22 protein-coding genes are annotated in these 22,932 nt (G+C 42.5%); 16 read left to right on the top strand and 6 right to left on the bottom strand.

Annotated elements, in window-relative coordinates:
- Positions 1 to 58 precede the first annotated feature (58 nt).
- The 6 genes from O3626_RS03085 (at position 59) to ftsY (ending at position 8,007) form a co-directional block, all read left to right on the top strand.
- Positions 59 to 445: a YbaN family protein gene (locus O3626_RS03085; RefSeq protein ID WP_023918721.1), complete on the top strand. Its 387-nt coding sequence runs from the start codon at positions 59 to 61 to the stop codon at positions 443 to 445.
- A 99-nt stretch (positions 446 to 544) separates the two neighbouring features.
- Positions 545 to 1,246, top strand: coding sequence for a ribonuclease III (gene rnc, locus O3626_RS03080; RefSeq protein ID WP_031573937.1), 702 nt, complete (start codon positions 545 to 547; stop codon positions 1,244 to 1,246).
- Positions 1,237 to 4,773: a chromosome segregation protein SMC gene (gene smc, locus O3626_RS03075; RefSeq protein ID WP_371495224.1), complete on the top strand. Its 3,537-nt coding sequence runs from the start codon at positions 1,237 to 1,239 to the stop codon at positions 4,771 to 4,773. The genes rnc and smc overlap by 10 nt, the downstream gene beginning before the upstream one ends.
- Positions 4,763 to 5,569: a Cof-type HAD-IIB family hydrolase gene (locus O3626_RS03070; RefSeq protein WP_371495222.1), complete on the top strand. Its 807-nt coding sequence runs from the start codon at positions 4,763 to 4,765 to the stop codon at positions 5,567 to 5,569. The genes smc and O3626_RS03070 overlap by 11 nt, the downstream gene beginning before the upstream one ends.
- Positions 5,566 to 6,387: a Cof-type HAD-IIB family hydrolase gene (locus O3626_RS03065; protein ID WP_371495220.1), complete on the top strand. Its 822-nt coding sequence runs from the start codon at positions 5,566 to 5,568 to the stop codon at positions 6,385 to 6,387. The genes O3626_RS03070 and O3626_RS03065 overlap by 4 nt, the downstream gene beginning before the upstream one ends.
- Complete coding sequence (gene ftsY / locus O3626_RS03060; protein WP_371495218.1) at positions 6,388 to 8,007, top strand: signal recognition particle-docking protein FtsY; 1,620 nt, start codon at positions 6,388 to 6,390, stop codon at positions 8,005 to 8,007. It begins immediately after the preceding gene.
- An 89-nt stretch (positions 8,008 to 8,096) separates the two neighbouring features.
- On the opposite strand, the gene zwf is transcribed toward ftsY, so the two are convergent.
- The 4 genes from zwf to O3626_RS03040 form a co-directional block, all read right to left on the bottom strand.
- Complete coding sequence (zwf, locus tag O3626_RS03055) at positions 8,097 to 9,563, bottom strand: glucose-6-phosphate dehydrogenase (protein WP_371495216.1); 1,467 nt, start codon at positions 9,561 to 9,563, stop codon at positions 8,097 to 8,099.
- A 467-nt stretch (positions 9,564 to 10,030) separates the two neighbouring features.
- On the bottom strand, positions 10,031 to 10,846 hold the full coding sequence (locus O3626_RS03050; protein WP_371495214.1) for a TIGR03943 family protein: 816 nt from the start codon (positions 10,844 to 10,846) through the stop codon (positions 10,031 to 10,033).
- A complete protein-coding gene (locus O3626_RS03045; RefSeq protein ID WP_371495212.1) occupies positions 10,843 to 11,748 on the bottom strand; it encodes a permease in 906 nt (301 codons plus the stop codon). Before O3626_RS03045 ends, O3626_RS03050 begins: the two co-directional genes overlap by 4 nt.
- Positions 11,748 to 11,894, bottom strand: coding sequence for an SPJ_0845 family protein (locus O3626_RS03040; RefSeq protein ID WP_009731407.1), 147 nt, complete (start codon positions 11,892 to 11,894; stop codon positions 11,748 to 11,750). The genes O3626_RS03045 and O3626_RS03040 overlap by 1 nt, the downstream gene beginning before the upstream one ends.
- Before the next feature lie 155 nt (positions 11,895 to 12,049).
- On the opposite strand from O3626_RS03040, the gene O3626_RS03035 reads away from it, so the two are divergent.
- From O3626_RS03035 to O3626_RS03000, 8 genes are all read left to right on the top strand, one after another.
- Positions 12,050 to 14,176, top strand: a complete 2,127-nt coding sequence (locus O3626_RS03035) for a Tex family protein (protein WP_371495210.1) — start codon at positions 12,050 to 12,052, stop codon at positions 14,174 to 14,176.
- The gene (locus O3626_RS03030; protein ID WP_371495208.1) at positions 14,163 to 14,618 is read left to right on the top strand and encodes a SprT family protein; all 456 of its coding nucleotides are present in this window, start codon (positions 14,163 to 14,165) and stop codon (positions 14,616 to 14,618) included. Before O3626_RS03035 ends, O3626_RS03030 begins: the two co-directional genes overlap by 14 nt.
- A gap of 74 nt (positions 14,619 to 14,692) precedes the next feature.
- A complete protein-coding gene (locus O3626_RS03025) occupies positions 14,693 to 14,974 on the top strand; it encodes a PspC domain-containing protein (protein ID WP_195412408.1) in 282 nt (93 codons plus the stop codon).
- 120 nt (positions 14,975 to 15,094) lie between these two features.
- Positions 15,095 to 15,361, top strand: a complete 267-nt coding sequence (locus tag O3626_RS03020; RefSeq protein WP_229042337.1) for a hypothetical protein — start codon at positions 15,095 to 15,097, stop codon at positions 15,359 to 15,361.
- Between the two features lie 172 nt (positions 15,362 to 15,533).
- Positions 15,534 to 16,466, top strand: coding sequence for an HPr(Ser) kinase/phosphatase (gene hprK, locus O3626_RS03015; RefSeq protein WP_021153591.1), 933 nt, complete (start codon positions 15,534 to 15,536; stop codon positions 16,464 to 16,466).
- Entirely contained in the window at positions 16,463 to 17,245 is a 783-nt protein-coding gene (gene lgt / locus O3626_RS03010) for a prolipoprotein diacylglyceryl transferase (protein ID WP_254742242.1), read from the top strand. Before hprK ends, lgt begins: the two co-directional genes overlap by 4 nt.
- A gap of 3 nt (positions 17,246 to 17,248) precedes the next feature.
- Complete coding sequence (locus O3626_RS03005; RefSeq protein ID WP_254742239.1) at positions 17,249 to 17,632, top strand: DUF948 domain-containing protein; 384 nt, start codon at positions 17,249 to 17,251, stop codon at positions 17,630 to 17,632.
- A 14-nt stretch (positions 17,633 to 17,646) separates the two neighbouring features.
- Positions 17,647 to 18,105 carry a YtxH domain-containing protein gene (locus tag O3626_RS03000; protein WP_070674971.1) on the top strand — a complete coding sequence of 153 codons (459 nt, stop codon included), beginning with the start codon at positions 17,647 to 17,649 and terminating at the stop codon, positions 18,103 to 18,105.
- Between the two features lie 369 nt (positions 18,106 to 18,474).
- Here O3626_RS03000 and O3626_RS02995 read toward each other — a convergent pair whose 3' ends face one another.
- Positions 18,475 to 18,768, bottom strand: a complete 294-nt coding sequence (locus tag O3626_RS02995; protein WP_254742236.1) for a DUF3270 family protein — start codon at positions 18,766 to 18,768, stop codon at positions 18,475 to 18,477.
- Positions 18,769 to 18,897: 129 nt separating this feature from the next.
- Here O3626_RS02995 and O3626_RS02990 point away from each other — a divergent pair, with 129 nt between their 5' ends.
- Positions 18,898 to 19,827, top strand: coding sequence for a peptidase U32 family protein (locus O3626_RS02990; protein ID WP_254742234.1), 930 nt, complete (start codon positions 18,898 to 18,900; stop codon positions 19,825 to 19,827).
- Between the two features lie 95 nt (positions 19,828 to 19,922).
- Complete coding sequence (locus O3626_RS02985) at positions 19,923 to 21,209, top strand: U32 family peptidase (RefSeq protein ID WP_371495204.1); 1,287 nt, start codon at positions 19,923 to 19,925, stop codon at positions 21,207 to 21,209.
- A gap of 181 nt (positions 21,210 to 21,390) precedes the next feature.
- On the opposite strand, the gene O3626_RS02980 is transcribed toward O3626_RS02985, so the two are convergent.
- The gene (locus O3626_RS02980; protein WP_371495202.1) at positions 21,391 to 22,761 is read right to left on the bottom strand and encodes an MFS transporter; all 1,371 of its coding nucleotides are present in this window, start codon (positions 22,759 to 22,761) and stop codon (positions 21,391 to 21,393) included.
- Between the last annotated feature and the right edge of the window lie 171 nt (positions 22,762 to 22,932).

The following is a 22,932-nucleotide window of genomic DNA, read 5'->3' as shown; positions in this document are numbered from 1 at the left end:
TAGTGAGTCAACTATGAACTGACTTTTAACAAAAAAGAAACATACAAAGGAGAAGAAAATGCGCCTTGTTTATCTTACGATTGGTTTTATATCATTGGGACTAGGAATTATTGGGATTCCTTTGCCTATTTTACCGACAACCCCCTTTTTACTCTTATCTATGGCTTGCTTTGCCAAAAGTTCCAAACGCTTTGAAACTTGGCTTTACCAAACCAAGCTTTATCAAACCTATGTAGCGGATTATCGAGAGACCAAATCGATTGCCAAAGAACGGAAAAAATGGATCCTTCTTCAGATCTACATTCTGATGGGGATTTCGATCTATCTGGCACCGATTATTTGGGTGAAGCTTGCTCTAGGTGCTTTGACGATTTTTATCACCTATTATCTCTTAAAAGTGATCCCTAATAAGCCTGAAAATCCAACGGAAGAAAATCCTGATTAAAATTGGAGAAATCAGGCCCTAGAACTAGGAAAAGAAGTGCGTTCGTGCTTCTTTTTTGGTATACTTAAGAGTATGAATTTATTAGAAAGTAGGCTTCCCATGGAGAAATTACAAGCCCTGTTATCGGAACGGTTTCAGATCGTTTTTTCAGATAGCAGTTTATTAGATACAGCTTTTACGCACACCTCTTATGCCAATGAGCACCGCCTCTTAAAAATTTCACATAACGAACGTTTGGAATTTTTAGGAGACGCTGTTCTTCAATTAGTTATTTCCGAATATTTGTATAAGGAACACCCAAACAGACCGGAGGGAGATTTGTCCAAATTCCGTTCCATGATTGTCCGTGAAGAAAGTCTGGCTGGTTTTTCTCGGGATTGCCAATTTGACCATTACATCAAACTAGGCAAGGGCGAAGAAAAATCTGGTGGTCGGGACCGCGATACGATTCTTGGCGATTTATTTGAAGCCTTTTTAGGTGCCTTGCTCTTAGATCAAGGTGTGGAAGCGGTCAAACGCTTCATCTATCAGGTCATGATTCCTAAGGTTGAAACGGGTCAATTCTCCCAAGTTATTGACTACAAGACTCGTTTGCAAGAACTGTTGCAGGTTCACGGAGATGTGGAGATCCAGTATCAAGTGGTCAGCGAGTCCGGTCCTGCCCATGCCAAAGAGTTTGAAGTAGAAGTATTCGTGAACGGTCAAACGATGGGACATGGTCATGGTCGTTCCAAGAAATTAGCGGAGCAGGAAGCAGCCCGCAATGCAGTTGAAACGAGGAATGATGGGCCATGTATCTAAAAGAGATTGAAATCCAAGGCTTTAAATCCTTTGCGGATAAGACAAAAGTCGTATTTGACAAAGGGGTCACTGCCGTTGTAGGGCCTAATGGATCTGGAAAATCAAATATCACGGAGAGCTTGCGCTGGGCCCTAGGGGAATCCAGTGTCAAGAGTCTACGTGGGGGCAAGATGCCCGATGTCATCTTTGCAGGGACAGAATCGCGTAAACCGCTGAATTATGCCTGTGTCACAGTTGTCTTAGATAACCAAGATGGTTTTATCCAACAGGCAGGGAAAGAAATTCGGGTCGAACGGCATATTTATCGTTCAGGAGACAGCGAGTACAAGATCGATGGCAAGAAAGTACGTCTCAGAGATGTTCATGATTTGTTCATGGATACGGGATTGGGACGTGACTCCTTCTCTATTATTTCCCAAGGACGGGTAGAGGAGATCTTTAACTCCAAACCGGAAGAACGCCGGGCTATCTTTGAAGAAGCTGCTGGTGTCTTGAAATTTAAGACGCGGCGCAAGGAAACCGAGACCAAACTCAACCAAACCCAGGAGAATTTGGACCGTCTGGAGGATATCCTCTATGAATTAGAAGGACAAATCCAACCTCTTGAAAAGCAAGCGACGGTCGCTCGCCGTTTCTTGGAATTAGACCAAGAACGGCAGGTTCTCTTGCTGGATGTTTTAGTTGCTCAAGTCGATTTGACAAAGGACCTTTATGAAAAGGCTGATCAAGAAGAAAAGGCCATTCAAGAACAGTTGGCTTCTTATTACCAACGTCGTCAGGTCTTAGAAGAAGATAATGTACGTATCAAGAAAGCCCGCCATCAGTTGGATGAGAGTTTAGCTGAGGACCAGGCCAGCTTGCTTGAGGTTACTCGTTTGATCAGCGATTTGGAAAAGCAAATCGAAGTAGCTAAGTTGCAATCGAGTCAAGCAGCCCATAGTCGCAGGGAAAATCTTGAGCGGCTGGATGCTGTTTTAGCCCGTCTGGAAGAAGCGAAACAAGAGCTGGCTCAAAAACAAGAGACGCTAGCTGTGCTTCAACAAAGACTGACAGAGAACCGTCAGCAACAAGAAGAGTTGGAAAAAGAATTAGCCAACTACGAAGAAGATCCGGAACAAGTCATTGAGCATCTACGTGAGCAGTATGTCGCGCTCTTACAGACAGAGGCTGAAAAATCGAATGAGCGGACAGCCATTGAGAGCCGGATCCAAGCACTCCTGCAAGAATCTAGCCATCGTCAAGAGGATTTGACCAAGGCACAAACAAACTTTGAAACTGCCAAGGAAAAAGAAGTCCGACAATTGGAAGAGTTGGATCAGGCACAAGCGACAGTCAAAGGTTTACTAGTAGAATATCAAGAGCAATTGGTAAAAGTGGAGCAGGCCAAAGCTACTTACCAAGAGGCTCAAACGGCTATGTTTGACCTGATGGATGAGAGCAAGAACAAGCGGGCGCGGATCAATAGCTTGGAAGCTATTCAGAAGAACCATAGTAACTTCTATGCAGGCGTCAAGAGCGTTTTGCAAGAAGCAGAACGGTTAGGAGGCATCTGTGGGGCTGTTAGTGAGAATTTGAGTTTCTCAAAAGACTACCAGACGGCGCTTGAAATTGCTCTGGGAGCTAGCAGCCAACAGATCATTGTCGAGGATGAAAAGGCTGCAACGCGAGCGATCGATTTCTTGAAACGCAATCGCTTGGGACGGGCAACTTTCCTTCCGCTCACGACGATCAAAGCCCGTCAACTATCTCCTCGGAATTTGGAATTGATTCAAGCCAGTGCAGGATTTCTAGGAATTGCGAGTGACTTAGTGACCTATGAGCATCGTTTTGAACAGATTTTCCAAAACTTGCTTGGAGTAACAGCCATCTTTGACACGACGGAGCATGCGCGTGAGGCGGCTCGTACAGTCAATTATCAAGTTCGGATCGTGACCCTAGATGGGACCGAATTGCGAACGGGTGGATCTTACGCCGGTGGTGCCAATCGTTCCCAAAATACAGTCTTTGTCAAACCAGAATTAGATAGTTTAAAACAGGAAATGCAAGCTCTGGATGCTCGTTTAAGAGAAGCAGAGCAGGAGGTCGAGACCAAGGACAATCTGCTCAAGCAGGCGCAAGAATACTTGGCCTCTATTCAAAGCCAGGGTGAGCAAGCGCGTCTGGAGCAACAGCGGGCCCAATTGGCCTACCAACAAAGCCAAGAGCAACTGAAAGAAATACAGGAACTCTTAGAGGCTTTGAAGTCAGAATTGGCAACAGATGCGACCCAATCTCTACAAGAAGAGCAGGAGTCCCTTACTGAGCAATTGGCAGCGATTGAGCTTCAAAAAGAAAATTTGAATCGCGACATTGAAACCATGAAGTCGGACAAAGATGTTCTGCAACAAAAGGTACAAAACCTGCAAGAGCAATTGGCAGAACTGCGACTCCAACAGACGGAATATAAAAGTCAACAAAGTTACGAGCAAACAGATGCTCGTCGTTTGGAAGAAACGATCTCCCAGTTGGAAGTAGAAGAGCATCAATTGCAATTACTGATTGAACAAGGCGATGCCCAAGTTCAGACAGTCGATGTAGAGCAGCTAGCCAATCAATTGACGCAGGCTCAAGCCAAGAAAACGGATTTGGAACAAGGGGTCATTCGGAAACGTTTTGAGCTGGATGATTTGGAAGGCCAGGCCGAAGATGTGGCAGAACAGATGGAACAAGCGCGCAAGAAAAACGAAGAGTGGATTCGCCAACAAGGCAAGGCTGAAGCAACACGTGAAAAGCATGCGGATCGCTTGAACAAGCTCTTAACGCAAATTACCGATGAATTCATGCAAAGCTTTGACCAAGCCAAAGAACAGGCCAAACCGGTTGAAAATCTTGCGGCAGCTGAAAACCAGCTCAAGAGCATCGAAAAAGACATTAAGGCACTTGGTCCAGTCAATGTGGATGCGATTGAGCAATACGATGAAGTGAAGGGACGCTTTGATTTCCTTTCTAGCCAGCGGGAGGATGTCTTGGCTGCGAAAAACATGCTTCTGTCTACCATCAACGACATGAATGACGAAGTCAAGGAACGCTTTAAATCAACCTTTGAAGCCATTCGTGAATCCTTTAAAGTCACTTTCCGTCAAATGTTTGGCGGGGGTTCTGCTGATTTGATTCTGACAGAGCCAGATCTTCTGACAGCTGGGGTTGAGATTTCTGTGCAGCCACCTGGTAAAAAGATCCAATCCTTAAACCTCATGAGTGGTGGTGAAAAAGCCTTGTCAGCCTTGGCTCTCTTGTTCTCGATTATTCGTGTCAAGACCATTCCATTTGTCATTCTAGATGAAGTAGAGGCTGCCCTGGATGAAGCCAATGTCAAGCGTTTTGGAGACTACCTCAACCGCTTTGATAAGGAAAGCCAATTTATTGTCGTGACGCACCGGAAGGGAACCATGTCAGCTGCAGATTCCATCTATGGTGTGACCATGCAGGAATCTGGGGTTTCTAAAATCGTCTCAGTAAAATTGAAAGACTTAGAAAATGAAGAATAATGATATTAAATTGATCGCTACGGATATGGATGGAACCTTTCTAAATGACCAACATCAGTACGATCAAGACCTTTTACGCAAGGTATTAGCAAGCTGCAAAGAAAAAGGCATCTATTTTGCTGCTGCGAGTGGCCGTGCCCTCCTTTCGCTCAAATCCCTCTTTAAAGGGTTTGAAGACCAGATGATTTTCATTGCTGAAAATGGTAGTGTGGTAGAATTTCATGGAGAAGACCTCTACGAAGCGACCATGTCCAAAGACTTTTATTTGGGTATTTTTGAAGCTCTGAAATCCTCCCCTTATGCAGATCCGAATAAATTGCTTTTGACAGGGAAAAAGGGAAGTTATGTCTTGGAAACAGTAGATCCCGACTATCTGGCCTTGAGTCAGCACTACAATGAAAACATTCAAAAAGTGAAAAGCCTAGTGGATATTCAAGATGAAATCTTCAAATTGACCACCAACTTTGATGCAGCTCTTGTTCTTGAAGGAGAGCAATGGGTCACTGAGAATATCCCAGGCGTCAAAGCAATGACGACAGGTTTTGAATCGATTGATATTGTCCTCGATTATGTCGATAAAGGAGTGGCGATTACCGCCTTAGCGGATAAACTAGGGATCTCGATGGATCAGGTGATGGCTTTTGGTGATAACCTAAATGACCTCCATATGATGCAAGTCGTGGGCCGTCCTGTAGCGCCAGAAAATGCACGTCCTGAAATCTTAGCGATTGCTGAAACAGTCATCGGCCACCATGCGACGGGTTCTGTCCTACGCTACATGGAGGAAATTGTATGAGTCAGATTTCTTTGATTGCGCTGGATTTAGATGGGACCCTTCTCAATTCTGAAAAAAAGATCTCCCCTCGCAATAGAGCAGCTCTCGCTGCTGCACAGGCTCAAGGTGTCAAGGTGGTTCTAACCACTGGTCGGCCCTTGAAAGCTATGGATTTTCTTTTGGAAGAATTGGGAACAGCAGGCCTCAAAGAAGAGTATACGATTACCTTCAACGGTGGTCTAGTGCAGCGAAATAATGGAGAAATCCTCTCAAAAGTGGTCTTGGCACCAGAAGATGTCGCAACCATTCATGATGAAACAGCCCGTCTAGGCCTTCCGCTGGATGCTATCAGTGAGGGAACGGTTTATGAGATTCATGCAGATCGAAAGTCTCTCTATTCCCTTTACAATCCCTACCTGAACTTTATTGAAACAGATTTTAAAGACCTGCCATCCACGATTTCCTACAACAAGTGTGTGACAGCAGTCGATCAAGACTTTTTAGATGCAGCGATAAAGCAGATCAAGCCGGACTTATTTCAAGACTATGAAATTTTTAAATCTCGGGAAATGTTGCTGGAATGGTGTCCTAAAAATGTTCACAAGGCGACAGGTTTAGAGGCACTGGCAGCTATTTTAGGTCTTAAGGCAGATCAAGTCATGGCCTGTGGGGATGAAGCCAATGACCTGTCTATGATACAATGGGCTGGACTGGGGGTTGCTATGGGCAATGCGGTCCCAGCAGTGAAAGAGGTGGCGGCGCTTGTTGCACCCGTGACCAATGACCAAGACGCTGTCGCATGGGCAATTGAAAATTATGTGCTAAAGGAGAGTGAATAAATGGGATTATTTGATCGATTATTTGGAAAGAAAGAAGAAACTGAAAAAGTGCTTCCGTCTACTGAAGAAGTGACGGAAAGTAACGAGATTGAAGAAGTTGTCAAAGAGGAGCCGACGACGGCTGTCTCAAATGACAAGGAAGAGCAAAAAATCGCTGATATGGAGGCTTACTACCAAGAGCTTAAAGCGCGGATTGCAGCCACTCATCAACCTGTTTCAACCGTCACTCAAGAAGAGTCACCAGAGGAACCTCTTCTTGAAGAAAATGTGACTTCAGAGACTCATAAAGACCAAACAGCGGGAGAGGAGTCTCCGGTTGTCTTTGAATCCGCTCAAACAGAAACAACTCCTGAAGAAGTTTCACCTGTAGCTGATGAAACGGAGACGGAGCCTCTTGAAGAAGTGAAAATTGAAGCGGAAGAAACTGAACATGTTGAAGAAGCTGATGAGATTGATGTTATAAAACTGGAAGAAGAGTCACCATCACCTGACGCTGAGCCAGTAGAAGTGAGCACGACAGAAGAGAAGGTTCCAGAACCTGAAGTGTCAGAAGCGATCGCTGAAGTGGAGGAAACTTCAGAAGTAGCGGAAGCCGAGTCGAGCTTTCCTGAAGGAGAAGCTGCATCAGCTATTGAGGAAAGAACTGTTGAAGAGGCAGAGGAGCCAATTCAAGACGAGATCGCACCTCAGCAAGAAACCATCCAGGAAAAATATGATCGTAGCTTGAAAAAGACACGGACTGGATTTGGAGCACGCCTCAATGCCTTCTTTGCAAACTTCCGTTCAGTCGATGAAGAATTCTTTGAAGAATTGGAAGAACTCTTGATCATGAGTGACGTTGGGGTTCAAGTTGCCTCTAATTTAACCGAAGAGTTGCGCTATGAAGCACGTTTGGAAAATGCCAAAAAACCAGATGCTCTCAAGCGCGTGATTATCGAAAAATTGGTAGACTTGTATGAAAAGGATGGCCAATTTAATGAAGCCATTTGTTTTCAAGATGGCCTCACGGTTATGCTCTTTGTCGGGGTCAATGGAGTTGGTAAAACAACCTCTATCGGGAAGTTAGCCCACCGATACAAACAAGAGGGCAAGAAAGTCATGTTGGTTGCAGCAGATACCTTCCGTGCAGGAGCAGTGGCTCAACTGGCAGAATGGGGGCGCCGAGTAGATGTTCCAGTTGTGACAGGTCCTGAAAAATCAGATCCTGCTAGCGTCGTCTTTGATGGAATGGAACGTGCGATCGCTGAAAACATTGATGTTCTGATGATTGATACGGCGGGTCGTCTGCAAAACAAGGACAACCTCATGGCGGAGCTTGAAAAAATCGGCCGGATTATCAAGCGAGTGGTGCCTGATGCGCCGCATGAAACCTTGCTGGCCCTCGATGCATCGACTGGTCAAAATGCCTTGGTGCAAGCCAAAGAGTTTTCAAAAATTACGCCTGTGACAGGGATTGTATTGACCAAGATCGATGGAACGGCTCGAGGTGGAGTTGTTCTTGCGATCCGTGAAGAATTGGACATTCCGGTGAAGTTGATTGGATTTGGAGAAAAGATCGATGACATCGGACCATTCCATTCAGAAAACTTCATGAGAGGTCTCTTGGAAGGCTTGATTTAAAGTCGAATAAAAAAGACAAATTGTTGGAAGGACAATTTGTCTTTTTTGTTTCCATGCGCTATCAAAAAACCACCCGAAGGTGGCTTACTTTAATTCTTAGGTTCAGGTTTCCAAACCCACTCTGCTCCGTAGTCTGCAAGGAGATCATCGGATGCTGTTGGTCCCATGGATCCTGACTTGTACTCATAGAGCGGTGCTCCATTTTCAGCCCATAGTTTTTCGATCCGGTCAATCAATTGCCATGAAGCGCGGACTTCGTGCCAGTGGCTGTAATTAGTTGAGTCATTGTTCAACACGTCGAAAATTAATTTTTCATAAGGCTCTGGGGAAGCTCCAGTTGCGGTCGCATCTGTCTCGTAATCAAAGGAAATCGGTGCGATACTGAATTTTTCTCCGACCTCTTTTCCGTTGATACTCAATGAGAAACCTTCATTTGGTTGGATATAAATGGTCAAGACATTTGGTTGCAAGCTATGTCCAAAGATGGAGTTGGTTTGCTTGAAGACCACATTGACCATGGTTCCTTTTTGCGTCAAGCGTTTTCCAGTACGGAAGAAGAAAGGAACTCCACGGAAGCGATCGCTATCAACAAAGAATGCCCCAGAAGCATAAGTCTCCGTAGTAGATTCAGGGTCGACATTGGGCTCACTGCGATAAGAGATATCTTTTTTCCCTTCGATGGTCCCTGAATGGTATTGACCACGGATAAAGAATTTCTTTAACTCATCATCTGTTGGATTGTGCAATTGCTCAAAAACTTTGATCTTTTCAGCTCGAATCGCGTCCTTGGTAAAGGTAGCTGGTTTATCCATGGCAAGCAAAGACAAAAGCTGAAGGGTATGGTTTTGCACCATATCCCGAAGAGCACCTGAGTGATCATAGTAGCCACCGCGTTCTTCAACACCCAAGCGTTCAGCAAAGGTGATTTGGATATTGTCAATAAAGTCTCGGTTCCAGAGGTTGTCAAAAATGAGATTGCCGAAACGGATGGCAAAGATATTTTGGATCATTTCTTTGCCAAGGTAATGGTCGATCCGGAAGATTTGTTCCTCATCAAAGGTTTCTTCCAATTCTTTGTTGAGCTGACTAGCCGTTTCTAGGTCTGTACCAAAAGGTTTTTCAACAATCAGGCGCTCAAAACCTTGTCCATCCACAATTCCTTCGGATTTGAGGTGTTTGGCAATAGTTCCAAAAAATTGAGGGGCCATGGATAAGAAGAAGACCTTGTTGTGTTCCGTTTGGTATTTTTCATCCAGAGTGCTTTGCAATTCGCGCAGAGCGATGTAATGTTCTGTATCATTGACATCATGACTTTGATAGTAGAAATGACTGGCGAATTCTTGGGCTTGTTGAGGGCTATCTGCGAGGTCTGTGATGGATTCTACCACGACTGATTCAAAGTATTCCTTGCTCCATGGTCTGCGGGCTGTTCCGATCACTGCAAAGTGTTCAGATAGATTTCCGGATTTATAGAGTCTAAAAAGGGATGGGTAGAGTTTGCGATGGGCTAAATCTCCACTGGCCCCGAAAATGGTTACAATAACTTTTGAAGACATTTAAGTACCTATTTCCTATTTTATTAACCATATTTTACCATAAAATCTACAAGATTTCCTATACAGAAACTAAGTTCCTCACAATTTCCAATTGAGTGTGACTCGGTGAAAGAAAAAGCTAGAACACAGGTAAGTTCTAGCTTTCATGTTGAAAACAAAGTACTAAAAAACTTTCCTTACGTGAGTACGGACGTCAGCGAACTTCTTCGAAGTTCCATGACTTAGTTTTGAGCCTAAGGTCTCAAAACTCCCGAGTACTTGAAATGGTAATGGTTCAAGCACTTTTCTCACGGCGGAAAGTTTCGGTATTTTCTTGATCATTAAAAAATTAGAACTAATTTTTCTTTCTTAATAAAATCACTTAACTCATTTTACAAAAAAAGTTTTTCAACGTTCTAAAAGCTAGAACCAATGTGGATTCTAGCTTGAACTGTTATAAGGTAATTGGATCTACAACGGAAGCTCCATCAGAATACGCGGTAGACATAAGGATTAGACGGTTTTGTAATGGTTTGACAATCCGTAATGTGGAGGACAGGCAAGCTTTGCTTGAGCTGTTTGTGGTATTCAATGGACAAGGTTCCTTTTGCATGGATCCAGGTATTGTTGTCAAAATGTTGAGGAGCACCGGTTGTTAAAAGACCGTAGACACCTGAGTCTGCGATACAGTGGATGATCCCAAAGCGAAAGAGAAATTGACTGTCTTTGTTATTAGGATCATTGTAAACAAAACCGGTCAACTCGATGGTTTTTCCCGCAAATTGATCTGGATAATCATAAATGACCTCCATGACTTCCATATAATTTTCAGTGGTCACCTGGATCACCTTTTTATCAACATATTTCTTAGCTGCTTGCTTCATCTCTGACTCATAGGCAGACTTAGTGAAATAGCTACTGGTATCCGGTTTGAGATACTGAGTTGTTGTCCCTTCATCCTGTTGGATTTCTTTGGAAGAACCTGCTGCTACTGGAAAGTGGTAGCCTTTGGCAGAGACTGTTTGGGAATCCAGAGTCACTGTTGGGAAAAATAAGCCGACAAAAAGAGGAATACAGAGCAAGAAGACACTCGCCACTTTTGCCCAGAAGCCAGATAGATGACTGTGGATCTTCTGTTGTTTGACCCAGATGATCAGCTGCACAAGAGCTAAAACAAAGGATAAAAACATTGAAATATAAGCCAAGTAAGAATAGTGTAAGTTGATGTATTGATTGAGCTTACCAGATAATTGCAGGTACATGGTAAGCTCAAAATAACCTGCTAAGATCAAAAATCGTATCATAAAGCTACCCCCACAATCCAAGAGTATAGGAGCACAACTCCACAGACAATTCCGATAAATTGCCAGATAAAACGGGTCTTGAGATAATTTTTCATCATGAGGAGATTCTTGACATCAAGCATAGGTCCAATCACCAGAAAGGCCAGCACCGGCGCTACTCCAAAACTACTCAGAAGAGAGGAGCCGATAAAGGCGTCCGCCTCGCTACAAAGTGAGAGGAGGAAGGACAAGGCCATGAGGAGGAGAATAGCAATAACCGGTGTCGCACTGATCGAAGTGAGGATCCGTGTTGGGACATAGACTTGGACGAGGCTTGCAAAAAGACAACCGAATACCAAGTAGCGTCCTGTATCAAAGAATTCATCAATCGCCTGCACCAAGACTTGAAAGAGCTTTTGGATTTTGCTCAAATCGCTAAAATCATGTTCATGCACAGGCTTGCGATGTTCTTTTTGGATCGAATCTGTCTGAATAAAGCCAAGGAAGATCCCTAGTACCGTTGCGACAAGAAGGGAACCCAGGGCGCGGTAGAGGGCCATCTTAACAGAATTCCCAAAAGCTGAGTAGGTTGCAAAGAGTACGATGGGATTGATGACAGGCGCTGTCACCAGAAAGGGAACAGCAGTATAACTTGGGACTTTCTTTTCTAGAAAGCGATTGATAATGGGAACAATTCCGCATTCACAGGAAGGAAAGATAAAGCCGACAAAGCTCCCAAAGAAGATTCGCCCAAATTTATTTTTGGGAAGAAAACGGTAAACCTTCTCAGGTGTGACATAAACCTCAATCATTCCTGAAATGATACTTCCGATCAGGACAAAGGGCAGGGCCTCAATGATAATCGAGAGAAAAATAGCCCCAGCCTGCAAGACGCTAGAGGGAAGGTGTTGAAAGAATGTCATTATTTAGCCTTCTTTGCATCTTTAGCAGCCGTTTCAGCTTTCTTTTTTTCTTCGGGGAATTCAACTGTTTTTTCTAGATCTGGAAAACTTGCAAAGTTTTCAAACATTTTATCAAGATCATCTGTCTTAGAAAATTTAATAGCCATTTTTGGGCCTCCTTTTTCGTTTTCTATCATTATAACAAAAAGGAAAGGTCAAGGGGGAAATAGAGCATAAAAGACAAGGAGGAAACTTCTACAAAACCCTAGCAAATAGGTGGCTAGAAGCCTTGGCTACGGTAAAATATGCTATAATAGAAGCTATGGATAAATATGAAAAAATAGCCCAAGAATTGGGTGTTAGCTTAAAACAAATCGATACCGTATTGAGTCTGACCGCAGAAGGCTCAACCATTCCCTTCATTGCTCGCTATCGAAAAGATATGACGGGAAATTTAGATGAAGTAGCGATCAAGGCTATTATTGATAGGGACAAATCCTTAACGGCTCTAGCTGAACGACAGGAAACCGTCCTTGCTAAGATTGAGGAACAAGGCAAACTGACAGAGGCGCTCAAGCAGGCTATTGAAGCTGCTGAAAAATTAGCGGATGTCGAAGAGCTTTATCTACCTTATAAGGAAAAACGACGAACTAAGGCGACGATTGCCCGAGAAGCAGGACTTTTCCCCTTGGCACGTCTCATCCTGCAAAATAGTCCAAACTTGGAAGCAGAGGCTCAGAAATTTACCTGTGAGACCTTCCCAACTGAAACAGTGGCTTTAGCTGGTGCAGTGGATATTCTGGTAGAAGCTATTTCAGAGGATACCCAATTGCGGGCCCTCACCTATCAAGAAATTCATGGTCATTCCCTCATGACGTCAACCTTGAAGGATGAAAGCTTAGATCCTAAGAGAACCTTTGAAATCTACTATGATTTTTCTGAAAAGATCAAGAGTATGCAAGGCTACCGGACCCTGGCTCTCAATCGTGGGGAAAAATTGGGCGTTCTTAAAGTCGGATTTGAGCACCATCTGGATCGAATCATTCGCATCTTTGAAGCTCGTTTTAAAAGCAAAAATGCCTATGTCGATGAGGTTATTCAGCAAGCGGTTAAGAAAAAAATCGTACCTGCGATTGAACGTCGAATTCGGACAGAGTTGACAGAGGTGGCAGAAGATGGGGCCATTCAATTGTTCTCTGAAAATCTACGGAATCTATTGCTTATCCCTCCATTAAAAGGGCGCGTGGTCCTTGGATTTGACCCAGCTTTTCGGACCGGTGCCAAATTAGCGGTTGTCGATGAGACAGGCAAAATGCTTGCAACCCAGGTTATCTATCCAGTTGCCCCTGCAAAACCAGCTCAGATCGAGCAGGCCAAGAAAGATTTGTCCTCCTTGATCAAGGAGTTTGACGTAGAGATTATTGCGATCGGGAATGGAACCGCTAGCCGTGAAAGTGAGGCCTTTGTCGCTGAAGTACTCCATAACCATCCAGGGGTTCGCTATGTCATTGTCAATGAAAGTGGAGCCTCTGTCTACTCAGCTAGTGAGTTGGCCCGTCATGAGTTCCCAGAATTAACCGTTGAAAAACGCTCGGCCATCTCCATTGCCCGTCGTCTGCAAGACCCATTGGCAGAATTGGTGAAAATCGATGCCAAATCCATCGGTGTCGGTCAATACCAGCACGATGTCAATCAAAAAAAATTGACAGAAAGTTTGGATTTTGTCGTGGATACGGTCGTCAACCAAGTTGGGGTTAATATCAATACCGCTAGTCCCTCTCTCTTAGCGCATGTAGCAGGGCTTAATAAGACCATCTCTGAAAATATCGTGAAATATCGGGAAGAAGAAGGAATGATCCTCTCACGGGCGCAGATTAAAAAAGTCCCTCGTCTCGGAGCCAAGGCTTTCGAGCAGGCGGCGGGATTCTTACGCATTCCTGAAAGTAAAAACCTTTTGGACAATACTGGCGTCCACCCTGAAAGTTACAAGGAGGTTGAAAAACTTTTTGAACTCCTTGGGATTACCGAACTCGATGAATCTGCTCAAGAAAAATTAAAAGCTGTCAAGATAGAGGAAATGTCGACCCAGCTAGAACTGGGGCCGGAAACCCTGAAAGATGTCATTGCTGATCTCCTAAAACCAGGTCGCGATTTGCGGGATTCCTTTGATGCACCAGTGCTCCGTCAGGATGTTTTGGATATTAAAGACCTCCACATTGGTCAAAAATTAGAAGGGGTTGTGCGCAATGTGGTTGATTTCGGAGCCTTTGTCGATATTGGTATTCACGAGGATGGCTTGATTCATATCTCCCATATGAGCAAGCAATTTATCAAGCATCCAAGCCAAATCGTCTCTGTAGGAGATGTAGTGACGGTCTGGGTGAAGAAGATTGACGTGGAACGCGAAAAAGTCAACCTCAGTTTGGTAGCACCGAATGAATCTGACTGACTATGTACGCCAGGTATCTCTGGAAGATTTTGGGAGGGAATTCCACCATCGAGCAGAGTGGAATGCGCGTTTGCAAACCACTGGAGGCCGTTTCTTTCCTAAGGATCGGCATCTTGATTTCAACCCCAAGATTTATCAGACGTTCGGATTAGAGACCTTTCGGAAAATCGTCCGCCATGAGCTCTGCCATTACCATCTTTACGATCAAGGAAAAGGCTATCGCCACAAAGATACAGCCTTTAAACAGCTCCTTCAGCAAGTGGATGGACTTCGATTCACACCACCTCTACCAGAAAAGACTGGACGAGTCAAGCGGATCTATTTCTATCAATGTCCTCACTGTGGTCAAGAGTATAGGCGAAAGCGAAAAATCGATCTGAAGAAATATGCTTGCGGCCGCTGTCGCAGCCGCCTGCAATTCCTTGAAATGAGACAAGTGTAAGAATCAGTCTTTAGGCGGATCTCTTTCCAGTTCGACTCTGCTAAAATAGGTCTAACTAGAAAGAGGAAAATCAAATGACATCATCATTTTACAAATTAAAACGACATCGCCTGGTTTCAGGTGTGCTAGCTGGCTTAGCTGATAAATTTGGTCTGAGTGTAACTCTCCTACGCTTCTTGTTTATTCTTTTTACGGTTTCTCATGCCTTTATCGGTGTGATTATCTATTTACTGTTAGATACGACCTTGCCTTATAAGGACGAGGAGGAGCAGGAAATGTTTGACGATGGCCCTCGACCTCGTCGAAGAAAAGAGGCCGAACCCATCCATGATCAGAATGATAGTCCATTTTTCTAAAAGGAGATTTGAGTGAAGCAGAAGTTCTATTCCCTTGCTTTTATTCTATATCTCTTCTTCAGTTTTATAGGACAGTTTTTCATTTTAAATCGTTTTTTTGGTGAAGGAGTTGGAACAGTTTTGATCGGAATGCTCCTTTTTCCACTGGGCATTTGGAATAGCCTCTTCTACCTCTTGTTTCTGCCAACAGAAATGGCTAGAAAACCACAAATTTATCGGTTTTCGATTTTATTTCTTCCGATTTTGTATCTGGTTTTGTCCTTGCTGGGGGGAGGACCTACCACCTTTATGCTAGGCTTGATCGCATTTCCTTCAAATGCGGTGGTCTATGCAGTCTCTACCGGAATCAAATCTATGATCAAAGATTTCTTGCAAGGCCAAGGCTAGAGCATTCTTCATATGTTCCCATCATTTCCTAGAGGTTGGAGACCTTTGTCTTGGCCTCTTTTTGCTTGCCTTAAAAAGGAGTTGAAAATGGATCTTTCAAATGATACTTCAGTCTCTCGTCTGAAGAGAAAATCTGCTATAATAGAGAGAGAATTTGAAAAGGGAGAATGATATGGCAGTTACTGTTCGCGATCTACAGGAAAAGCTTCGTCTATCGGTTGTTTATGGGGATGATAAACTCTTAAGCAAGGAAATTACGACTGCGGACATTTCACGTCCAGGTCTTGAAATGACGGGCTATTTCGACTATTACACACCTGAGCGGATTCAGCTTGTAGGAATGAAAGAATGGTCCTACCTGGTGAAGATGAGCTCTCACAACCGTCATCAGGTCCTGCGCAAGATGTTCCAGCCAGAGACACCTGTCATCATTGTCGCGCGGAACTTAGAAATTCCAGAAGAAATGTTGCGTGCTGCGGAAGAGAAGCAACTAGCTATTTTGAAGAGCAATGTTGCAACGAGTCGTTTATCTGGAGAGCTTTCTAGCTATTTGGATAGTCGGCTAGCAGAACGTACGAGTGTACACGGTGTCTTGATGGATATTTATGGGATGGGTGTCTTGATCCAAGGAGATAGTGGAATCGGAAAAAGCGAGACAGGTCTGGAACTTGTCAAACGGGGTCACCGCCTCGTAGCAGATGACCGAGTCGATATCTATGCGAGAGATGAGATGACCCTTTGGGGAGAGCCAGCTGAAATCCTACGCCACTTACTAGAGATCCGTGGTGTCGGGATTATAGATGTCATGAGTCTCTACGGAGCCAGTGCTGTCAAGGATTCTTCACAAGTCCAAATCGCCGTTTACTTGGAAAATTATGCCAAAGATCAGGTTTATGATCGTCTGGGTAATAATGCAGAAGAGTTAGAAATCGGTGGCGTGACCATTCCTCGGATTCGCATCCCTGTGAAGACTGGTCGGAACATTTCGGTCGTGATCGAAGCCGCAGCGATGAATGTTCGTGCCAAAGAAATGGGCTATGATGCTACCAAAACTTTTGAAGAACGTTTGTCCCAGTTGATTAGTCAAAATGAGGTGAAGGAATGAATCCAGTAGCCCTTCAATTAGGTCCGATCAGTATTCGTTGGTACGCGATTTGTATTGTCTCTGGCTTGATTCTAGCCGTTTATCTTTCTATGAAAGAAGCGCCCCGTAAAAAAATTGATCCAGATGCTATCATTGATTTCATTTTGATCGCCTTTCCTCTTGCGATTGTGGGGGCCAGACTCTATTACGTTATTTTCGAATGGGGTTACTATAGCCAGCATCTTAGTGAGATTTTTGCGATCTGGAACGGAGGAATCGCGATTTATGGTGGCCTCTTGACAGGTGCCCTTGTCCTCTATCTATTCTCTCGTAGACGCTTGATTGAGCCAATTGATTTCTTAGATATTGCGGCCCCAAGCGTCATGATTGCACAGAGTATTGGTCGCTGGGGAAACTTCTTTAACCAGGAAGCTTATGGAGCTGCTGTTAAAAGTCTCAACTACCTGCCCTCTTTTATTCGAGATCAAATGTATATAGATGGTAGTTACCGTCAGCCAACCTTCTTATATGAATCCAGTTGGAATCTGCTAGGTTTTCTCTTGATCTTGATTCTTCGGAGGAAGCCACAATTTTTGCGGCAAGGTGAGATCACAGCCTTTTACCTTATCTGGTATGGTTTTGGTCGGATGATCATCGAAGGAATGCGGACAGATAGCCTGATGTTTGCGGGCTTACGTGTTTCCCAGTGGTTGTCGATGATCCTGATTCTAGTTGGACTCGCCATCATCATCTACCAACGTTGCAAAAAAGCCCCTTATTATGTAGAAGCAAAGGAGTAATATATGTTTATTGAAATTGCCTACGGCCTCTTAGGCCTTGCCTTAGTAGCGCTTGTCATTTATATGATTTTTTTCCTCTCAAAGATTGGAAAAGTAGTAGATGAGACGCAAAAAGCCATCCAAGTTTTGACATCAGATGTCAATGTCACCTTGCATCAGACCAATGATCTATTGGCAAAGGTCAATGTTTTAACGGATGATTTGAATCAAAAAGTTGCAACGATTGACCCGCTCTTTACAGCCGTGGCGGATCTTTCAGAGTCTGTTTCAGATTTGAATGATCAAGCCCGTCAATTGAGTGTCAAAGCGGTGTCAGCTGGTGGAAAAACAGTGAAAGCCTCTATCGGATTAAAAGCGATTAAGATGGCTTCAAAATTATTTAAATAGAATCGAGGAAGAATATGGGACGTTTATCTAGTTTATTAATTGGTGTGATTTCAGGTGCTTCAGCAGCCTACTATTTATCAACAGAGCAAGGAAAGAAAGTCACTAAAAAAGTGGTGCGCTTCGTAAAAGATTATCAAGAAGATCCTCAAGAAGTACATGAATCGGTGAAACAAACTGCTAAGGATGTTTCAAAACAAGCAGCAGAAGTGATCCAACAAACCAAAGAAAAAGTTGGTTCTGGAGAAATTACGACAGGAACTGTTTTGGAATCTGTCAAAGAAAAGACGCAAGATGTGGTTGAAAAATCTCAAGAAGTCTATCACTCATTTAAGGATAAACTTCAAAAAGAAAATCTAAGTGGCAATGACTTGGTTCAATCCATTCGCAAACAAACAGAATCAGAAGACATCGTTTTAGAATTGGATGAAAAAAATTCTGAAGAAGCAGCTGAAGAAGAAACAAAAGAAGCATAAAAAATGAGGCTCAGTGAGCCTCTTTTCAGATTGAAGATAAATTCATCTTAGAAACTTTCCTTAAGTGAGTACGGACGTCAGCGAACTTCAAAGAAGTTCCATGACTTAGTTTTGAACCTAAAGTTTCAAAACTCCCGAGTGCCTGAAACATAATTGTTTCAGGCACTTTTCTCACGGCGGAAAGTTTCAAAAGATCATTGAATAACTTTAACTCATAAAAAGTATTTATTCTTATAGAATTCCTAGGAAGCCTTTGAATTATCAAACACCATACCAAGTTTTTCTGAGTTACATGAAAAGTCTAACTTAATTTGACAACTTAGGAATTAAAAAAATTCGAGTAAATAAAAAAATCAGGCGAACCTGATTTTATTTTTTTCGTTTATTGTAGTAAATTCGGAACCCTTGAATAGTAGCAAAGCTAGAACCAATCGCTAAAGCAAACGCAAAGAAGGTATTCATTTTTGTTGCTAAAAAGACAAAACTAAATACAACCGTCAACACACAGAAAATAGCGATATTCAAAAAATATAGCAATTCACTTAATTGAGGTGCGGGTTCAACTTCAGGAGCATAGTCCTGAATAGGGGTTTCTTGGGTTTGTTTGGTTAATTCGATATAATCGAATTCTTCATCATAGTGTCTTAAATTTCTTACGGGCATTTTCTCTCTCCTAACAGTACTCTATTATTCTATCATGAATTCAGCTATATAAATGTTACAAAAATGTTACAAATTTTACAAAATGAATAAATTTTTCTAGAATATCGGAATTTTTGTTATAATGGTTCTATGAAAAATATTATTATTACAGCAACAGCAGAGAGTGTTGAGCAAACGCAAGCCCTGATTGATGCAGGGGTTGACCGAATCTATGTCGGTGAAAAAAACTACGGATTACGATTGCCTCAAACTTTAAGCTATGACGAAATAAATCGAATTGCCCAACTGGTCCATGCTGCTGGCAAAGAATTGACAGTAGCTGTAAATGCACTCATGCACCAATCGATGATGGATTCAATCAAGCCTTTCCTAGATTTTTTAAAGGAAATTCAGGCTGATTATATTACTGTCGGAGATGCGGGCGTTTTTTATGTCTTGAAACGAGATGGCTATCCATTCAAAACGATTTACGATGCTTCTACCATGGTCACTTCTAGCCGCCAGATCAACTTCTGGGGAAAACAAGCAGGAGCTTCCGAGGCTGTTTTGGCTCGTGAGATTCCATCTGCCGAATTATTCGTAATGGCTGAGAATCTTCAGATTCCAGCAGAAGTCTTGGTCTATGGTGCTAGCATTATTCACCATTCGAAACGACCGCTACTTCAGAATTATTACAACTTTATCAAGACAGAAGAGTCTGTGACCAAAGATCGCGATCTGTTCTTAGCAGAACCAGGAGATCCCAATTCTCACTATTCAGTCTATGAGGACAAACATGGAACCCATATCTTCTCAAATAATGACTTGAATATGATGACCAAATTGTCTGAGTTGGTAGAACACGGATTTGATCATTGGAAACTCGATGGTGTCTACTGTCCGGGTGAAAACTTTGTCAAGATTACAGAGTACTTTGTCAAGGCTCGTGATTTGATTCAAAATGGAACATTTACACAGGATCAAGCCTATCTGTTTGATGAAGAAATCCGCAAATTGCATCCAGCTAATCGTGGTTTGGATACTGGTTTCTATGATTATGAACCAGATCGTGTAAAATAATAAAAAAACTAGGACTTCTTCGTTTGTGAGTTTTCCTTTTTCAGGGAACGAAGAGGCTATTCATCATATCGACAATCTTGTAAATTGGAGAAAACATGACAAATACAAAAAAACGTCCAGAGGTTTTGGTACCTGCTGGAACATTAGAAAAACTAAAAGTTGCCGTTAATTATGGGGCAGACGCTGTGTTCGTTGGTGGACAAGCCTATGGTTTGCGAAGCCGTGCCGGAAACTTCACCATGGATGAGCTTCGTGAAGGAATTGAATATGCTCATGCGCGTGGAGTTGATGTGCACGTCGCTTCCAACATGGTAACACATGAAGGAAATGAACAAGGCGCTGGTGAGTGGTTCCGTGAATTGCGGGATATGGGCCTTGACGCTGTGATCGTCTCAGACCCTGCCTTGATTGAAATCTGTGCAACTTATGCACCTGGACTCAATATTCACTTGTCTACGCAAGCTTCTGCAACCAATGTGGAGACTTTCCATTTTTGGAAAGAATATGGCTTGACCCGTGTCGTCTTGGCCCGCGAGGTATCCATGGAAGAGTTGGCAGAGATTCGTAAGCGTACCGATCTTGAGATCGAAGCCTTCGTTCATGGAGCGATGTGTATTTCCTATTCCGGACGTTGTACCCTTTCTAACCACATGTCTGACCGGGATGCCAACCGTGGTGGCTGTTCTCAATCTTGCCGTTGGAAATACGACCTTTACGATATGCCATTCGGCCAAGAACGTAAGAGTATCAAAGGACAAGTTCCAGAAGAATACTCTATGTCAGCCGTTGACATGTGTATGATCGAGAATATTCCAGACATGATTGATAATGGGGTTGATAGCTTGAAGATTGAAGGCCGAATGAAATCTGTCCATTACGTATCAACAGTTGCCAACTGTTACAAGGCTGCTTGCGATGCTTATATGGAAAGTCCAGAAGCCTTTTATGCCATCAAGGATGATTTGATCAATGAATTGTGGAAAGTCGCTCAACGTGAATTGGCAACTGGATTCTACTACCAAACACCGACTGAAAATGAACAATTGTTTGGGGCACGTCGGAAGATTCCTCAATACAAATTTGTAGGAGAAGTAGTAGACTTTGATCCATCTACCATGACTGCAACGATTCGCCAACGGAATGTGATCAATGAAGGCGACCAAGTAGAATTCTACGGACCAGGCTTCCGTCATTTTGAATGCCAGATCCAAGACTTGCATGATAAGGATGGATTGAAGATTGATCGTGCACCAAATCCGATGGAACTTCTCACGATCACTGTCCCACAAGAAGTGAAACCGGGAGATATGATCCGTTCTTGTCAAGAAGGTTTGATCAATCTCTACTCAAAAGATGGCGCAAGTAAAACTGTTCGAGTATAACAAAAAAAGAGAGGGTTAAACCTCTCTCAGAATGTAGACAAATCCTATCAGGAAAAGAAAAACTTCTCCTATAGAGTTTGGTTACCATATAGTGAAAACTCTTTGAATGCCTACATAATAGCATTTGTAAGAGTTTTTTTCTGTATAATCAACTTTTAAATTGAATGCATTCTGTTTAGTTTTATTCTTTTCCATAAAGGTAACGACTAGCAATTAACCAAGTGGCAATATACATTATCACGTTAACCAAAAATGCGACAACGATAACCATATTCCAATTATGGGATAAATTAGTAGTTAGAATCCCCATAATTGTTGTACCAAAAAGTCCACCAATTTGTTTGTTAGCGTTTAGAGTTGCACCTGCAATTCCAGATAATTCTTGACCAGCAGCTTCCATAAGAATGGTTGTAGTCGCTGGAGTTAAAACACCGATACCTAGACTCATTAAAGAAAATAAAGGAATTAGGATGTATAGTTGAATTTCATGAAAAAAGACTCCCATTCCAAAAATTCCTGCTGCTCCTACAATGGCAAAAATAATTGAGACAGTAGCTAGGCTCCCCACGGAAAATCGTTTTACAGCACGTGCATAAAATAAATTACCAATAATTAAGACAATCATTCCTGGTAGAATGAGGAGTCCAGAAATCATTGAGGAGAGGTTTAAATAAGTTTGAAAATAAAGACCTAGCACCAAAACGATACCATATAATGAAATATTAACCACTAAGCCCAACAGATTAGAGACAATAAACTTAGCATTTTTTAATAGTTGGTGGGGAACAATAGGTGCTTTACTTTTTTTATCGTGGACTACTAAACCAATAGCAAATAATAAAAACAGGAGAAGAAACAATAAAAGATTTAGGTTAGTATAGCCATATTGATTCCCTTCAACAAGGTAAATAACTAGACTTCCGATAGTTGCAACAAGAAAGATATTACTGAAAATGTCAATTCTGGTCTTTGGATTGGCAATATTGTTTTTCACGAGAAGTAATATAGAAATTACTGTCAAAATTCCCAATGGAATATTGATTAAGAAAATACCCCTCCATCCGAAGTAGTTAATAATTAGTCCACCAATAAAAGAACCAGTACCGGTTGCAACAGAAATAATTGCTGTCCAAATTCCTAACATACGTGCTCTTTTAGTAGAATCAGGGTATGAAATGAATAAAAGTGCTAATGAACTAGGCATAAACAAAGAAGCACCGAAACCTTGAATGAATCTAAGTATAATTAATGTTTCAATATTTGGTGAAAAAGAGCACCCAAATGAGGCAAGTGTAAAAATTGTCATTCCAAATAATAAAATTCTTTTAGCACCATATTTTGTTGTTAGATTTCCTGAAAGTAGGAGTAAAGATCCTAAAGCTAGTGTATAGGCGTTAATAATCCAAATGGATTGCTCTAATGAGACGCTCATAGCTGTTTCAATATGGGGAACAGCAAGAACCACTCCGGTTGTATCTAGGACCGCCATAATGTATCCTAGTGAAAGAATAAAAAGTAGATAAGCTGGCGCTTTTGTATTTGTTTTTTTCATCAAGCTTCCTCCGTTATTTCATCAAACCAATTTTCATTTATCAATCAAAAGCAATATATTTAACTTTCTGAAAACATTTTACTTGAGTATATCCAGTGCCAAAGTATCTTCCATCAGCGCAACCGAGAATAGCTTTGATACGGTCAAACTTAGTTATAATATCCATAGTAA

The organism is Streptococcus sp. 20925_1_77 (assembly GCF_041432125.1).
Taxonomy (GTDB): Bacteria; Bacillota; Bacilli; order Lactobacillales; family Streptococcaceae; genus Streptococcus.
The sequence above is the reverse complement of the archived record's forward strand: the minus strand, read 5'-3'. Positions and strand labels throughout refer to the sequence as shown.

Coding starts and splice junctions, on each gene's coding strand:
- O3626_RS03085 (WP_023918721.1), top strand. CDS start 59: ATGCGCCTTGTTTATCTTACGATTGGTTTTATATCATTGGGACTAGGA.
- rnc (WP_031573937.1), top strand. CDS start 545: ATGGAGAAATTACAAGCCCTGTTATCGGAACGGTTTCAGATCGTTTTT.
- smc (WP_371495224.1), top strand. CDS start 1,237: ATGTATCTAAAAGAGATTGAAATCCAAGGCTTTAAATCCTTTGCGGAT.
- O3626_RS03070 (WP_371495222.1), top strand. CDS start 4,763: ATGAAGAATAATGATATTAAATTGATCGCTACGGATATGGATGGAACC.
- O3626_RS03065 (WP_371495220.1), top strand. CDS start 5,566: ATGAGTCAGATTTCTTTGATTGCGCTGGATTTAGATGGGACCCTTCTC.
- ftsY (WP_371495218.1), top strand. CDS start 6,388: ATGGGATTATTTGATCGATTATTTGGAAAGAAAGAAGAAACTGAAAAA.
- zwf (WP_371495216.1), bottom strand. CDS start 9,563: ATGTCTTCAAAAGTTATTGTAACCATTTTCGGGGCCAGTGGAGATTTA.
- O3626_RS03050 (WP_371495214.1), bottom strand. CDS start 10,846: ATGATACGATTTTTGATCTTAGCAGGTTATTTTGAGCTTACCATGTAC.
- O3626_RS03045 (WP_371495212.1), bottom strand. CDS start 11,748: ATGACATTCTTTCAACACCTTCCCTCTAGCGTCTTGCAGGCTGGGGCT.
- O3626_RS03040 (WP_009731407.1), bottom strand. CDS start 11,894: ATGGCTATTAAATTTTCTAAGACAGATGATCTTGATAAAATGTTTGAA.
- O3626_RS03035 (WP_371495210.1), top strand. CDS start 12,050: ATGGATAAATATGAAAAAATAGCCCAAGAATTGGGTGTTAGCTTAAAA.
- O3626_RS03030 (WP_371495208.1), top strand. CDS start 14,163: ATGAATCTGACTGACTATGTACGCCAGGTATCTCTGGAAGATTTTGGG.
- O3626_RS03025 (WP_195412408.1), top strand. CDS start 14,693: ATGACATCATCATTTTACAAATTAAAACGACATCGCCTGGTTTCAGGT.
- hprK (WP_021153591.1), top strand. CDS start 15,534: ATGGCAGTTACTGTTCGCGATCTACAGGAAAAGCTTCGTCTATCGGTT.
- lgt (WP_254742242.1), top strand. CDS start 16,463: ATGAATCCAGTAGCCCTTCAATTAGGTCCGATCAGTATTCGTTGGTAC.
- O3626_RS03005 (WP_254742239.1), top strand. CDS start 17,249: ATGTTTATTGAAATTGCCTACGGCCTCTTAGGCCTTGCCTTAGTAGCG.
- O3626_RS03000 (WP_070674971.1), top strand. CDS start 17,647: ATGGGACGTTTATCTAGTTTATTAATTGGTGTGATTTCAGGTGCTTCA.
- O3626_RS02995 (WP_254742236.1), bottom strand. CDS start 18,768: ATGCCCGTAAGAAATTTAAGACACTATGATGAAGAATTCGATTATATC.
- O3626_RS02990 (WP_254742234.1), top strand. CDS start 18,898: ATGAAAAATATTATTATTACAGCAACAGCAGAGAGTGTTGAGCAAACG.
- O3626_RS02985 (WP_371495204.1), top strand. CDS start 19,923: ATGACAAATACAAAAAAACGTCCAGAGGTTTTGGTACCTGCTGGAACA.
- O3626_RS02980 (WP_371495202.1), bottom strand. CDS start 22,761: ATGAAAAAAACAAATACAAAAGCGCCAGCTTATCTACTTTTTATTCTT.